The sequence below is a fragment of the Curtobacterium citri genome (assembly GCF_030362955.1).
In the GTDB taxonomy this organism is placed as follows: domain Bacteria; phylum Actinomycetota; class Actinomycetes; order Actinomycetales; family Microbacteriaceae; genus Curtobacterium; species Curtobacterium citri.
On sequence record NZ_JAUCML010000014.1, the window covers coordinates 35694 to 49801 of the forward strand.

General features: G+C 72.9%; 13 protein-coding genes. 2 read left to right on the forward strand and 11 right to left on the reverse strand.

Going from position 1 to position 14108, the window contains the following annotated elements:
* Positions 1-60 precede the first annotated feature (60 nt).
* The 4 genes from QUG92_RS16155 to leuC are packed head-to-tail and all read right to left on the reverse strand — an operon-like array spanning position 61 to position 4316.
* Positions 61-909: a lysophospholipid acyltransferase family protein gene (locus QUG92_RS16155; protein ID WP_259346266.1), complete on the reverse strand. Its 849-nt coding sequence runs from the start codon at positions 907-909 to the stop codon at positions 61-63.
* A 4-nt stretch (positions 910-913) separates the two neighbouring features.
* On the reverse strand, positions 914-2281 hold the full coding sequence (gene murA / locus QUG92_RS16160) for a UDP-N-acetylglucosamine 1-carboxyvinyltransferase (protein ID WP_289459972.1): 1368 nt from the start codon (positions 2279-2281) through the stop codon (positions 914-916).
* Positions 2281-2877: a 3-isopropylmalate dehydratase small subunit gene (leuD, locus tag QUG92_RS16165; RefSeq protein ID WP_069710660.1), complete on the reverse strand. Its 597-nt coding sequence runs from the start codon at positions 2875-2877 to the stop codon at positions 2281-2283. The genes murA and leuD overlap by 1 nt, the downstream gene beginning before the upstream one ends.
* Positions 2877-4316 carry a 3-isopropylmalate dehydratase large subunit gene (leuC, locus tag QUG92_RS16170; RefSeq protein ID WP_182047924.1) on the reverse strand — a complete coding sequence of 480 codons (1440 nt, stop codon included), beginning with the start codon at positions 4314-4316 and terminating at the stop codon, positions 2877-2879. Before leuC ends, leuD begins: the two co-directional genes overlap by 1 nt.
* Positions 4317-4540: 224 nt before the next feature.
* On the opposite strand from leuC, the gene QUG92_RS16175 reads away from it, so the two are divergent.
* Positions 4541-5608 carry an FUSC family protein gene (locus tag QUG92_RS16175; protein ID WP_289459973.1) on the forward strand — a complete coding sequence of 356 codons (1068 nt, stop codon included), beginning with the start codon at positions 4541-4543 and terminating at the stop codon, positions 5606-5608.
* A 96-nt stretch (positions 5609-5704) separates the two neighbouring features.
* Here QUG92_RS16175 and QUG92_RS16180 read toward each other — a convergent pair whose 3' ends face one another.
* From QUG92_RS16180 to QUG92_RS16210, 7 genes are all read right to left on the reverse strand, one after another.
* Positions 5705-6310, reverse strand: coding sequence for a histidine phosphatase family protein (locus QUG92_RS16180; protein ID WP_182047926.1), 606 nt, complete (start codon positions 6308-6310; stop codon positions 5705-5707).
* Positions 6307-6681: a fluoride efflux transporter CrcB gene (crcB, locus tag QUG92_RS16185; protein WP_289459974.1), complete on the reverse strand. Its 375-nt coding sequence runs from the start codon at positions 6679-6681 to the stop codon at positions 6307-6309. The genes QUG92_RS16180 and crcB overlap by 4 nt, the downstream gene beginning before the upstream one ends.
* Complete coding sequence (locus tag QUG92_RS16190; RefSeq protein WP_289459975.1) at positions 6678-7127, reverse strand: fluoride efflux transporter FluC; 450 nt, start codon at positions 7125-7127, stop codon at positions 6678-6680. The genes crcB and QUG92_RS16190 overlap by 4 nt, the downstream gene beginning before the upstream one ends.
* A gap of 5 nt (positions 7128-7132) precedes the next feature.
* On the reverse strand, positions 7133-7540 hold the full coding sequence (locus QUG92_RS16195) for a RidA family protein (protein ID WP_182048070.1): 408 nt from the start codon (positions 7538-7540) through the stop codon (positions 7133-7135).
* A gap of 74 nt (positions 7541-7614) precedes the next feature.
* Positions 7615-9957 carry a GNAT family N-acetyltransferase gene (locus QUG92_RS16200; RefSeq protein WP_289459976.1) on the reverse strand — a complete coding sequence of 781 codons (2343 nt, stop codon included), beginning with the start codon at positions 9955-9957 and terminating at the stop codon, positions 7615-7617.
* Positions 9954-11375 carry a lysine N(6)-hydroxylase/L-ornithine N(5)-oxygenase family protein gene (locus QUG92_RS16205; RefSeq protein ID WP_289459977.1) on the reverse strand — a complete coding sequence of 474 codons (1422 nt, stop codon included), beginning with the start codon at positions 11373-11375 and terminating at the stop codon, positions 9954-9956. Before QUG92_RS16205 ends, QUG92_RS16200 begins: the two co-directional genes overlap by 4 nt.
* Positions 11372-12868, reverse strand: a complete 1497-nt coding sequence (locus QUG92_RS16210; RefSeq protein ID WP_353063386.1) for a pyridoxal phosphate-dependent decarboxylase family protein — start codon at positions 12866-12868, stop codon at positions 11372-11374. The genes QUG92_RS16205 and QUG92_RS16210 overlap by 4 nt, the downstream gene beginning before the upstream one ends.
* A 108-nt stretch (positions 12869-12976) precedes the next feature.
* Here QUG92_RS16210 and QUG92_RS16215 point away from each other — a divergent pair, with 108 nt between their 5' ends.
* Complete coding sequence (locus QUG92_RS16215; RefSeq protein WP_289459978.1) at positions 12977-14101, forward strand: NAD(P)-binding domain-containing protein; 1125 nt, start codon at positions 12977-12979, stop codon at positions 14099-14101.
* Positions 14102-14108: the final 7 nt, after the last annotated feature.

The window sequence follows — 14108 nt, forward strand, 5'->3', positions numbered from 1 at the left end:
CCGCGCGCGGCGACGGCGGGGTCCGGGTGGTCCTCGTGCGGGCGGAGGCCCGGGCGGTGGTCACTCAAACTTGCCGGTCTCCTTCTGGTTGTTCGCCGCCGGGTCCCAGCGCTCCGCGGGAGCCTGCTCGCCGCGGAGCTCCTCGAGCAGCTCGGTGATGCGCTGCATGACGACCTCGGTGGCCTCGACGAGCGTCTTCTGGTCGAGCGGACGACCGCGGTACGCCGACAGGTCGATCGGGTCGCCGACGATCACGTCGACGCGCGACGGCGGGAAGAGCCGCAGCTTCTTGGCGTACCGCGGCATGATCCGCTGCGTGCCCCAGTGGGCCATCGGGATGATCGGCACGTCGTTCTCGAGCGCGATCCGCACCGCGCCGGTCTTGCCGCGCATCGGCCACAGGTCGGGGTCGCGGGTGAGCGTGCCCTCGGGGTAGACGATGATCGCCCCGCCCTGCTCGATGACGGACCTCCCGCCGCCGAGCGGGTCGTTCAGGCGCGTGCGGCCGGAGCGCTCGACGGGAATCTGCCCCATGCCGGACATGAGCTTGCCGACCACCGGCACCCGGAAGATCGACGCCTTCGCGAGGAACCGCGGCGCGCGACGGGACAGCCACACGGCCGTGCCCACCACGAGCGGGTCGATGTTCGTGAAGTGGTTCGGGGCGAGCACGAAGGCGCCGTCCTCGGGCAGTCGCTTCGGCCCGTGCCAGTGGTACCGCGCCGAGAACCGGAAGATCGGGATGACCACGGACGCGGTGATGCGGAACGCCGTGTTCAGCTCACCGCGGCGCCACCGGCGCCCCGGGACCGGGAGGCCCGTGGTGACGTCCGTCGCGGACGTGCGCCGTGCCTCCAGGCCGTCCCCTGCTCCGTCTGCCGGACCGCGACCGGTCGCGTCAGCCGCCACCGGGCTAGCCCGCGAAGTCGAAGTCGGCGCCGAGCTTCCGCAGCTTCGGGATGAAGTGCTCGTACCCGCGGCTGATGATGCCGACGTTCGTGATGTGCGACTCGCCCTCGGCGGTCAGGGCCGCGATGAGGTGGCTGAAGCCGCCGCGCAGGTCGGGGACGCGCACGTTCGCGGCGTGCAGCGTCGTCGGGCCGGTGATGACGGCGGCCTGCTCGAAGGGGCGACGGGCGACCCGGCGGTCGTGCCCGGGCAGGCCCTCCTTGTGCACGACGATGTCGGCACCCATCTCGTTCAGCGCGTCGGTGAAGCCGAAGCGGTTCTCGTAGACGGTCTCGTGCACGACGCTCGTGCCCTCGGCCTGGGTCAGCGCGACGACGAGCGGCTGCTGCCAGTCCGTCATGAAGCCGGGGTGGACGTCGGTCTCGACGACGACCGGGCGCAGGACCTCGCGCTCGCGGTAGAAGCGGATGCCGTCCTCCTGGACGTCGAACCCACCGCCGACCTTGCGGAAGACGTTGAGGAACGTCATGAGGTCCTGCTGGTCGGCGCCCTCGACGAAGATGTCGCCGTTCGTGGCGAGCGCGGCGGAGGCCCAGCTCGCCGCCTCGTTGCGGTCGTTGATCGCGCGGTGGGTGTACCCGCGGAGCGACTCGACGCCCTCGATGAAGATCGTGCGGCTCGGCTCGACCGTGACGATCGCGCCCATCTTCTGCAGGATCGCGATGAGGTCCATGATCTCGGGCTCGATCGCGGCGTTGCGGAGCTCGGTGACGCCCTCGGCGAGGACCGACGACAGCAGGACCTGCTCGGTCGCGCCGACGCTCGGGTACGGCAGCTCGATCTTCGCGCCCTTGAGGCCGTCCGGGGCAGTCAGGTGGATGCCGTTGACCTGCTTGTCGACGACGGCACCCATCGCGCGGAGCGCGTCGAGGTGGAAGTCGATCGGGCGGTCGCCGATGCGGCAGCCGCCGAGGTCGGGGATGAACGCCTCGCCGAGCTTGTGCAGCAGCGGGCCGCAGAACAGGATCGGGATGCGGCTCGAACCGGCGTGGGCGTCGATCTCGGCGAAGTGCGCCGACTCGACGTTCGACGGGTCGAGGATGAGCTCGCCTCGTGCAGGGTCGGTGATGCGCACACCGTGCACCTCGAGCAGGCCGCGGACGACCTTGACGTCGGAGATGTCCGGCACGTCCTTGAGGATCGACGGGGTGTCACCGAGCAGCGACGCGACCATGGCCTTGGTCGCGAGGTTCTTCGCGCCGCGGACCTCGATGCGTCCCACGAGCGGCTTGCCGCCCCGGATGACGATCTCGTCCGACTTCAGGCCCACGCGGGCCCCTGCTGCTGCTGCGTCCTGTACGAGGGAGTTCACTACTTCACCGGCAATGTCTTCGGCCGCCATCGGGAGCGGCGGGATTCGAACTCCGTGATCGAGGTCTCGTCACGGAGGGTGAGCCCGATGTCGTCGAGCCCTTCCATCAACCGCCAACGAGTGTAGGCGTCGATCTCGAAGGGCACGTCCACCGCGCCGAGCGACACGCGCTGCGTGACCAGGTCGACGGTCGCCTCGATGCCCGGGTTCGCCGCGATCTCGGCCCACAGCCGCTCGACTTCCGGTTCGGTCACGATCGCCGTGACCAGGCCCTGCTTGCCCGCGTTGCCCTTGAAGATGTCCGCGAAACGGGGTGAGACCACGACCTGGAAGCCGAAGTCACGGAGCGCCCAGACCGCGTGCTCGCGGCTCGACCCGGTGCCGAAGTCCGGTCCGGCGACGAGCACGCGGGCACCCTGGTAGCGCTCCTGGTTGAGCACGAACTCCGGGTCCTGGCGCCAGCCGGCGAACAGCGCGTCCTCGAAGCCGGTCTTCGTCACGCGCTTGAGGTAGACCGCCGGGATGATCTGGTCGGTGTCGACGTTCGAGCGCTGCAGGGGCGCGGCGATCCCGGTGACGGTGGTGGTCTTGTCCATCAGACTGCTCCTTCGAGGACGGTGTTCGACTCGGCGTGCTCCAGGTCCCACGGGCTCGAGAGCGTGCCCCGGACGGCGGTGGCGGCGGCGACGAGCGGGGACACGAGGTGCGTCCGCCCGCCCTTGCCCTGCCGGCCCTCGAAGTTGCGGTTCGACGTGCTCGCGCAGCGCTCCCCCGGCGCGAGCTGGTCGGGGTTCATGCCGAGGCACATCGAGCAGCCCGCGAAGCGCCACTCCGCCCCGAAGTCGGTGAAGACCTTGTCGAGCCCCTCGGCCTCGGCCTCGAGCCGCACCCGGGCGGACCCCGGCACGACCATCACGCGCACGCCCGGTGCCTTCTCGCGGCCCCGGATGACCGATGCGAAGGCGCGGAGGTCCTCGATGCGCGAGTTCGTGCACGAGCCCATGAACACCGCGTCGACCGCGATGTCCTTCATCGGCGTGCCCGCCTGCAGGTCCATGTACTCGAGCGCCCGCTGCGCCGCGGCCCGGTCGTTCGGGTCGTCGTAGCCCGCGGGGTCCGGGACGCTCTCGGAGAGGGACACGCCCTGGCCCGGGTTCGTGCCCCAGGTGACGAAGGGCTCGAGCGCGTCGGCGTCGATGAACACCTCGGCGTCGAAGACGGCGTCGTCGTCGGTGGCGAGGGTGTCCCAGTACGCGACGGCGTCGTCCCAGTCCTGCCCCGTCGGTGCGTGGTCGCGGCCCTGGACGTAGTCGTACGTCGTCTGGTCGGGCGCGACCATGCCGGCGCGTGCCCCGGCCTCGATCGACATGTTGCAGATCGTCATGCGGCCCTCCATCGAGAGCGCACGGATGGCCGACCCGCGGTACTCGAGCACGTAGCCCTGACCGCCGCCGGTGCCGATCTCCGCGATCACGGCGAGGATGATGTCCTTCGCCGTGACGCCGGGGCGCAACGTGCCCTCGACCGTGATCGCCATCGTCTTGAAGGGCTTCAGCGGCAGGGTCTGCGTGGCGAGGACGTGCTCGACCTCGGACGTGCCGATGCCGAACGCCATCGCACCGAACGCGCCGTGGGTGGAGGTGTGCGAGTCGCCGCACACCACCGTGATGCCGGGCATCGTCAGGCCGAGCTGCGGGCCGACCACGTGCACGATCCCCTGCTCCTCGTCGCCCAGCGAGTGCAGGCGCACACCGAACTCCGCGCAGTTGCGGCGCAGGGTCTCGATCTGGGTGCGGCTCGTCGGGTCGGCGATCGGCCGGTCGATCGCGAGCGTCGGGGTGTTGTGGTCCTCGGTCGCGATCGTCAGGTCGAGGCGGCGCACGGGACGGCCGGCCTGGCGCAGGCCGTCGAACGCCTGCGGGCTCGTGACCTCGTGCACGAGGTGGAGGTCGATGTAGAGGAGGTCCGGGTTCCCGTCCTCGCCCTTGACCACGACGTGGTCGTCCCACACCTTCTCGGCGAGCGTCTTTCCCATCGGCCCGGCCCTTCCTCGTTGACGTCGGTACGCCGCGGGTGCGGCGTGGTCCGGCGAGTCTAGCAGGTTGGTATACCAACGCGCGTCGGGCGGTCGGACGCCCCCGGGAGCCGGACGGGAGGCGCGGCGCACGGCCGCCGCGCGCCTCCCGTCCGGCCGCGACCTCGCCCGGTGCACCGGGTCCGCGTCGACGACACTCGTCGCGGTGGGAGGATGGGAGCGACATGACGACACCTGCGCACTCGACCCGGACCACCAACCTCGAGGGCGCAGCCCGCGCCGCGATCGCCGGCGGCGTCCCGCTCGCACTGCTCGTCGCACTCGGGATGCCCGGGTACGCGGCGTTCGCGATGTTCGCCGGGTTCACCGCGATCTTCGGCGCGACCGAGCCGTACCGGCAGCGGATGGTGACCACGGGGATCGCGGCCGCGCTCCAGGGCGCGTGCATGGCGGCGGGGCTCGCGGTGTCGCTGTCCGGTGCGCCGCTGTGGCTGCAGGGCGTCGGGCTCGTGGTGGTCCTCGTCGTCGCGGTCTGCACGCTCAGTGCGCTGCAGACCATCCCCGCGCAGCCGATCTTCCCCGTGTTCGCGTTCTGCGTGTCGGCGCTCGTGCCCGTCCGTCCCGCCGACCTGCCGCTCGTCGCGACGATCATCGTCGCTTCGCTCGCCTGGGCCTGGCTCGTGGCGATGTCCGGCGGGTTGATCCGGCTCGTGCTGCACCCGCGGGCTCCCCATGTCTTCCGTCCGATCGCCCAGCGCAAGCACCGGTCGCTCGCCGTCCTCCGCACGGCCGCCGTGTGGGAGACCGTCGGGCTCAACGTCGTCGGCGCCCTCGTCGCCGGTGCGGTCGCCGAGACGGTCCCCGGGCTCGGGCACCCGTACTGGGCCGTCATCGCGGTCGTGTCGACGCTGCCCGCGATCCGGCAGCGCCACACCGTCGTCCGCGCGGTGCAGCGCTTCGTCGGCACCATCGGCGGCACGGTCGTCGCGGTGGGGATCCTGCTGCTCGAGCCCTCGGCGTGGTGGATCGTGGTCATCGCGGTGATCGGGCAGTTATTCGCGGAGATCTTCGTCGCGCGGCACTACGCCGTGACGCTGCTGTTCCTCACGCCGCTCGCGCTCGCCGTGTCGTGGCTGAGCCTGCCGGAGGCGCCGGAGCTCCTCGCGCTCGACCGGATCGCGCAGACGACGCTCGGGGCCGTGGTGAGCGTCGGGCTGCTCGTGCTGGGGCGGGCCATCGAGCGTCGGCGGGGTCGCGCGCTCGGCGCGACGAGCGCGATCCGGACGGTCTGACCCGCGGCACGTCGGGCTCGCGGAACGCAACGTGGGCGGTTCCTCGCAGCGTGATGTCGCTGCGGGGAACCGCCCGCGTTGCGTCGTGCGGAGGCGTCAGGCGCCGGGCGTGACGTTCCAGGAGTCGATGACGGGGCGCCCGTGCTCGTACCCGAGCGAGCTGACCGTCGCGGTCCCGAGCTTCAGCACGGCACCGTCCTGCGGCGCGAGCCGGATCCAGGCGGCACCGAGCGCGCGGAGGACGTGACCGTGCGCGACGACGATCGCGTCGTCGCCCTCGGCGAGCACCGGCCGCACGCGGTTCAGCACGCGCTCGACGCGGACGCGGACCTCGGCCGCGTTCTCACCGGGGGTGTCCCCCGCGGGCACGCCGTCGGTCCAGAGGTCCCACGGCCCGTGCCGCTTGACCTTGATCTGCGGGGTGGTCAGGCCCTCGTACGCGCCGTAGTCCCACTCGTACAGGTCCTCGTCGAGCTCCGGGTCGACGCCGACGAGCTCGGCGGTGTCGCGGGCACGCTGGAGCGGGCTGGACAGCGCGAGCGCGAACGTCCGGTCGGCGAGGTACCGGCCGGCGCGCTCCGCCTGCTCGATGCCGTGCTCGGTGAGCGGGATGTCGGTGCGGCCGGTGTGCTGACCGCTCTTCGACCACTCCGTCTCTCCGTGGCGGACGAGGACGAGTTCGCCGGGGCGTTCCGAGGTCATGTGTTCCTTCCGGTGTACAGGCCGAGCGCGGCTGCGCCGACCGAGACGACGAGCATCCCGAGGCCGTTCAGCACGGCGGGTCCGGGCCTGGCGGACCGGAACAGCTGGACGGTCTCGACACTCGCCGTCGAGAACGTCGTGTACCCGCCCATCATGCCCGTCCCGAGCACGGCGACCGTCGAGGGACCGAGTGCACCGGTCTCCCCGAGCCCGGTGACGAAGCCGAGGACGAGCGACCCGGTCACGTTGATGACCAACGTGCCGAGGGGGAACCGGCTCACCCGTGCCTTGACGATGCCGTCGAGCCAGAGGCGGAGCGCGGCACCCACACCGCCGCCGACGGAGACCAGGAGGAGTTCGAGCGGACTCACCGGCCCTGCCCCGCTCCGGAGCGGCGGGCGCGCCGTGTGCCGGCGATCCACGCTCCCGCCGCCGCGGCGACGAGACCGAGCACGACCGAGAGCAGTGCGTACCCGGCACCGGCACCCCAGCGGCCCGCGTCGAGCAGCCGGGCGGTGTCGTCGGCGAGCGTCGAGTACGTCGTGAAGCCGCCGAGCACCCCGGTGCCGACGAACAGCCGGACGCTCCGGCGACGCCCCTCGTCCGGACCGCGCTGCGCGAGCGACTCGAGCAGCAGTCCGAGGCAGAACGCGCCGACGACGTTGATCGCGAGGATCGTCCAGCTGATGCCGTCAACGGCGGGGAACGCCCCGGCGAGCGCGGCCCGGACGCCGGTGCCGATCGCGCCGCCGACGGCGACCAGTCCGAGGGACCGCCAGCGCAGGTGCGGCGGTCGTGTTCCCGTCCCGAGCGCCACGGCGGTCAGTCCACCACCGCGGCGACACCCTCGACCTCGACGAGCTGGTCGTCGTAGCCGAGGACGGTGACGCCCATCAGCGTGCTCGGGACGTCGTGGTCGCCCATCGCGGCGCGGACGACCTGCCACGCGGCGACGAGGTCCGCCTGGTCGGACGAGGCGACGAGGACCCGCGTGTGCAGGAGGTCGGCGAGCCCGGCGCCGGCGGCGACGAGCGCCGTCTCGAGGTTCGCCATGCACTGCGCCGCCTGCCCGCGGGGATCGCCGACGGCGACGGTCCGGCCGTCCTCGTCGAGCGGGCAGGCGCCGGCGAGGAAGACCGGTCGTGCTCCGGCGGGAGCCGTCGCGGCGTACGCGTACTCCGCGACGCTGCTGAGGCGGTCGGTCCGGATGAGCTGCACGGCACTGGTCACCCGGCCAGCCTGGCACAACCGGGGCCGCGAGCAGTCGCAGGGACGGCTCGCGACCCCGGTTCGTGTCCGGACCCTCAGCGAGCGACGGGGTTCGGCATCCGTCCGGCACGGATGAGGGACTCCGTCTGGGCGGACAGGTCCACCATCTGCAGGGTGTTCCGCAGCTGCAAGCGGTTCAGGCACGAGTGCTCGAAGTCCGGCACGCGCAGATCGAGCGGCCGGGCGCGACCGACCGACGCCGCGTCCACGCACGATCCCACGAGCCGCCAGAACACCGCACCCGGCAGCACCCCGTCCTCGTCGAGGATCGCGGCCAGGTGTCGCAGCACCCCGTCGAACACGTCCGTGAACACGCCGAGCGCCGCCTCGTCGTCGTCCACGGGGTGCACGATCCGCTCGATCCCGTCGGGGACCGCGACGTCACCGACGACGACGACCTCCTCACCGATGTCCTTCATGAACACCCGGGACACCACGCCGTCACGGAGGACGAGCACGAGGTTCTCGCCGTGCGGCATGAACAGCAGCTGGTGCTCGGTCAGGCAGTGCACCACCGGACGGAGGTACGCGTCGAGGTACCGTCCCACCCACGTGGCGGCGTCGAGCCCGGACCGCTGCACGAGCGCGGCGGCGACCGACCGGCCACGGGCGTCCCGGTGCAGCAGGGCCGCCATCGTGACGGGCCGCTCCCCCGGTGTGAGCCGCGGGACGGGGCTCTCGCGCCAGAGCGCCGCGAGCATCTTCCGCTGCGGCGCGCCCCGCTGCGCCGGCCCCGACCCGATGCGGTGCCAGGCATCGCCAGTGTACCCGACCGCCGCGTGCTCGCGGAGGATCCCGAAGCCGGCGTCGGCGAGCACCGGGTCGGCCGCGACCAGGCCGGCGACCCAGTCGTTCACCGCCGGCGTCGTGCGCATGTAGGCCGGGGACATGCCCCGGAGGAACCCCATGTTCTGCACGGCGAGCGCCGTCTTCACGTACGAGCGGCCCGGGGACGCGCGGTTGAGGGCCGTCCGGATCGACTGCTGGGGCTGGTGGTCGTCCGGCCCGTCGCCGAGGTCGACGAGGTCCTGCCGTCCGAGGTCCGGCGCGAAGGTGACGGCGATCCGGTGCTGCCACTGCCACGGGTGCACCGGGAACCACGTGTACGCGTCCGGGTCGAGCCCCCGGCGTTCGAGCGTGTCCCGGAACCGGTCGACCGCTGCGCCGTCGAGCTCGGCTGCCCAGTGCTGCTGCTCGGTGCGGTCCGCGGCGAGCGCCAGGTCCGTGTGCTCCCGTCGTGCGGCGAGCCACCGGTACCGGAACCGACCGCCCGACTCCGGTGCGTACGCCCGGTACTCGTCGAGGCCGAAGCCGATCCGGCCGTTCGCGGCGACGAACGCCGGGTGCCCCTCGGTCATCGCCGCCTCGGCGTCCTGGAACCCCGCGACGACGTCGCCGTCGGACCGTCCGTGAGCGAGCTGCGCCGCGGACGGTCCCCCGCGGCGGTGCTTCGCTGCGGCGGACGCCAGGGTCGAGGCGATCTCCTCCAGGTAGGTGCCGAGCAGGTCGTCGGGGATCCCGAGCTCGTGCTGCAGCCCGAGGACCAGCTCCTGCGCGTCGAGCGGTACCGGACCGCACGACCCTCGGCGGCTGCGGGTCAGGGACGCCTCGTCGACGACCCAGTGCTCGAGCGGGTGCACCCGGGCGCGGAACCGGTAGGTCGAGTCCCCCGCGTCGAGCGCCCACGCGTCCCCGTCCGCGCGCGGTGCGACGAGCCGCTCGTGCGTGAACTCGGCGATCGCCTTCGCGACGAGGTGCCGTTGGGCCGGCTCCAGGTGCTCGGGCCGCAGGTGTGCTGCGGGGCCGTCGTCGTCGGGGACCCCGATCCGCTCGGTGTCGAGCACCGAGAGCAGCGCTCGCTTCCCGTCGACGTCGACCTCGCGGAGCGCTCGGAACCCGACCTCGGCGTTCTTCCGCTGCACCGCCAGGTTGCGGACGTCCGGTTCGACGACCACCCGTCGTGCACCGAGGGCGTCGCGGCAGTGCTCCACCACGGCCCGCACCACGGCGCTCGTCAGCCCGTGCACGCGGCCGTCCGCGGGCGGTGGGGCGACGAGCAGGTGCATCCCGACGTCGCCGGGCTCCGCGTCCCACACGTCGGTGAGGAGCACGACGCCCGGGTCGTAGGTCTCCGCGTACGCGATCGGCTCCCCGTGCCGGCGGAGCAGCCAGCCGGTCTGCGCCGGGTCCTCCTGCACGTCCCGCAGGTACGTGCGGACGGCGTCGACGTCGTGGTCGGTCATCGCCCACCACGAGGACGCCGGGTGCCCGAGCCACCGCTGCACGAGCGCGGCGTCGCGGTCCGGGTCGACGGGGTGGACGGACGGGAGGCCCGTGGTCGCGTCCGCCGGCACGGCGACCGTCACGGGGGCGCTCACGCCGTCATCCCGGCCGTCGCGCCCCGGCGGTCCACCGCAGGGTCGTCGGCGCTCGCCGCGGGGCCGACGCTCACCGCGCCGTCGGCGCTCGCCACGGGGACGGGGACCGGCCGCCCACCGGGCATGCCGAACTCCTGGAAGGCGATCCGTTCCTCCAGGCCGTACACGGCGCGACCCGTGACGGACCGGATGATCGACGCGTTCCGCCACGCGCCCATGCCGAGGTCCGGGGCGGTCAGTCCGTGCGTGTGCTCCTCGGCGTTCTGCACCCAGATGCGACCGCCCAGGGTGTCGATGTGCAGGTCGCGGGCGACCGCGAACCGTCCCCGGTCGTCACGGGCGACCAGGTGCTCGACGGGCGCGAGGAAGTCGGGCGTGCGCGGCCGGTACCCGGTCGCGAGGACGAGCCGGGCGACCTCGTGCTCCACCTCGGTGCCGAGCTGCCCGTGCCGGAGCGTCAGGCGGAACCGGTCGCGGTCCGGCAACCAGTCGGCGGCGACGACGCTCGTGTCGGTGCGGAGCGTCGTGGGCACCGGCCCGCGGACGCTCATCCGGTAGAGCGTGTCGTACACCTCGTCGACCAGGTCGGCGCTGATCCCCTTGTACAGGCCGCGTTGCTCGCGGCCGAGCCGGTCACGCACCTCGCGGGGCAGGGCGTGGAAGTGGTCGGTGTACTCGGGGCTCGTCATCTCGAGCGTGAGCTTGGTGTCCTCCATCGGGAAGAACCGGGGCGAGCGGGTGATCCAGTCGAGGCGGTAGCCGCCGTCGCGGATGCCCTCGAGCAGGTCACGGTAGACCTCCGCCGCGGACTGCCCGCTGCCGAGGACCGCGATCGAGTCGGCGCTGCGGAGGTCGTCCCGGGCGGGCAGGTACCCGGCGGAGTGCACCACCGGCCCGTCGAGGTCGCGGAGGGCGTCGGGGACCGCGGGCTCGGTGCCGATGCCGAGCACGACGTGCCTGGTGAGGTACCGCTCCGGTCCGTCGGCGGTCTCGGCGTGCACGGTGAAGAGGTCCGCGTCCGGGTCGTGCTCGACGGCCACCACGCGGCGACCCCACCGCAGGGTGTCGAGCCGCTCGGCCGCCCACCGGCAGTACGCGTCGTACTCGACGCGCAGGGGGTGGAAGTCCTCGCGGATGAAGAACGGGTAGAGCCGTCCGGTCTCCTTGAGCCACGCGAGGAACGAGTACGGCGAGGTCGGGTCGGCCATCGTGACGAGGTCGGCGAGGAAGGGGACCTGGATGGTGGCGTCGTCGAGCATCATGCCGTGGTGCCAGGCGAAGCCGTCGGCCCGGTCGAGGAACACGGCGTCGACGTCGGCGACCGGGTCGGTCAGGCAGGCGAGGCCGAGGTTGAACGGGCCGATGCCGATGCCGACCAGGTCGCGGACGGTGGTGCTCGTGCTCGTACTGGTCGTCATCGGTCCGCTCCCGTCGTCGGAGCGCCGTGGGCGCCGGCGTGGGCGCGGCCGCGGACCCGCACATGGTGCAGCCGCGCGGCGGTCGCGACCACGTGGTCCAGCGACGCGACGACCTGGTCGACGGTGGTCTCGGGGTTCAGCAGCGTGAGCTTGCTGGTCGGCCGACCGTCGACGACCGTCTTCGCGACGAGCACCCGCCCCTCCGCGAGGAGTGTCGCGCGCAGCGGTCCCACGAGGGCGTCCGCGTCGACGTCGGACACCCCGTCCGGCTGCCAGCGGAACAGCACCGTGCTGAGTTGGGTCGGGGCGACGAGCACCAGGTCCGGGTGCCGCCGGACGTGGTCGTGCACGCGCTCGGCGACGTCGAGCACCCGGTCGAAGGCCCGCCCGATCGCCGGACCGCCGCTCGCCCGGAGCGTCGTCCAGAGCTTCAGCGCGTCGAAGCGCCGCGTGGTCTGGAGCGACTTGTCGACCTGGTTCGGCTCGTCGGCGTCCTCGGGGTTGAGGTAGTCGGCGTGCCACGAGGCACGACGGAGGTCGGCCGGGTCACGGACGAGCAGGGCACTCGACGACACCGGCTGGAAGAACGACTTGTGGAAGTCCGCCGTGACGCTCCTGGCGCGCTCGATGCCGTCCAGTAGGTGCCGTCGGGTCGGGGACACGAGCAGTCCGCACCCGTAGGCGGCGTCCACGTGGAGCCAGACGTCCTCGAGGTCGCACACGTCGGCGATCGGCTCGAGCGGGTCGATGCAGCCGCGGTCGGTCGTCCCCGCGGTGGCGACGACGGCCATCGGCGTCAGCCCCGCACGTCGGGCATCGGCGATCGCGTGGGCGAGGTCGTCCGGACGCATCCGGCCGGCGGCGTCGGTGGCGACGTCGACGACCGCGCGTTCGGGCAGCCCGAGGACCATCGCCGACCGCCGGACGCTGAAGTGGCTGGACACGGTGGCGAACACGACGAGGTCGTCGAGCGCGGGACCGCGGCCGGCCCGGGTCGCCGCCTGGCGTGCCAGGAGCAGGGCGTGCAGGTTCGACTGCGTGCCGCCGGAGGTGAAGACCCCGTCACCGGCGGTGAAGCCGATCGTGTCGGTGACCCACGAGACGACCCGGCGTTCGACCTCGGTGCCGATCCGCGACTGGTCCCAGGTGTCCACCGAGGTGTTGACGGCGGCGAGCACCGCCTCGGCGGCCACCGCGGGGACGGCGACGGGGCAGTTCAGGTGCGCCAGGTAGCCGGGGTCGTGGAACCAGACGGCCTCGGCCGTGACGAGGTCGTCGACCTCGTCGACCGCGGCCTCGGCAGAACCGAGCGGCCGGTCGAGGTCGACGGCGGCGACGCGGTCGCGGAGGACGGCTGCGATGGTGTCGGTGGTCGGGGTCGTGACGGCCGCCAGGCGGGTCGCGGTCCGGTCGACGGCACCGCCGACGACCGTTCGGTACCGATCGGCACGGTCGGACATGAGGATCTCGAGCAGTGGTTGCGTGCTGTTCACGTTAGGTAAGCCTAACCTTACTCGTAGGCAGACTGAACAGCACGGTGGGGGAAGAACGATCGGTCGGCCCGGACTGTCCTCCGGGTCGCACACGACTACCGTTGGACCGTGCCCACCCCGCCGTCCCTCGCGACCGTCGCGGTGATCGGCGCCGGCCAGGCCGGCCTGTCGGCCGCGCACCACCTGGTCGCCCGCGGCTTCGCCCCCGTCGGGCTCGACACCGCTCCGACGGCTCCGACGGCTCCGAGCGTCGTCGTGCTCGACGCCGGGGACCGCCCCGGCGGCGCCTGGCAGCACCGCTGGGAGTCGCTCCGGATGCGCACGGTGAACGGCATCTTCGCGCTGCCCGGCATGCCGCTGCCGGAGATCGACCAGGAGGAGCCGAGCCGCTCCGCGGTCCCCCGCTACTTCGCGGCGTACGAGGAGCACGAGCGCCTGCCGGTCCACCGCCCCGTGCACGTCCGCGCCGTGCGGTCCCCGGCCGGGACCACCGACGGCCCGCTCACGATCGAGACCGACCGCGGCGACTGGCGGGTGTCCGCCGTGGTGAACGCGACCGGCACGTGGGACACACCGGTCGTCCCGGAGGTGCCCGGCGCGGAGCGCTTCCTCGGCGAGCAGCTGCACAGCCGCGAGTACGTCGCTGCCGAGCGGTTCCGCGGCCGCCGGGTCGCCGTCGTGGGCGGGGGCATCTCCGCCGTGCAGCTCCTCGAGGAGGTCAGCCGCGTGACCGACACCGTCTGGTACACGCGTCGCGAACCGGTGTTCCTGCCCGGCGCGTTCGTGCACGAGCTCGACGGCGTCGACGTCGAGCGCCGGGTCGCCGCGGACGTCGCCGCGGGCCGTGTCCCGGGCAGCATCGTCTCGTACACGGGCCTGCTCTGGACCGACTACGCCCTCGCCGCCCGGGAGCGCGGCGTGCTCGAGCGCCGACCGATGTTCACCGGGATGACGCCCCACGGCGTGGTCGAGGCAGACGGGTCGTCCACCTCGGTCGACGTCGTGCTCTGGGCCACCGGTTTCCGGGCCGCGCTCGACCACCTCACCCCGCTCGGTCTGCGCGGACCGTCGGGCGGCATCGCGATGGTCGGGACCCGCGTGGCGTCCGACCCGCGCGTCCACCTGGTCGGGTACGGACCGTCGCAGTCGACGATCGGCGCGAACCGCGCCGGTCGGGCGGCCGCGCGCGAGGTCGCGCGCCTGGTCGACGGACGCGTGGCGCCGACGGACTGAGCGGGCG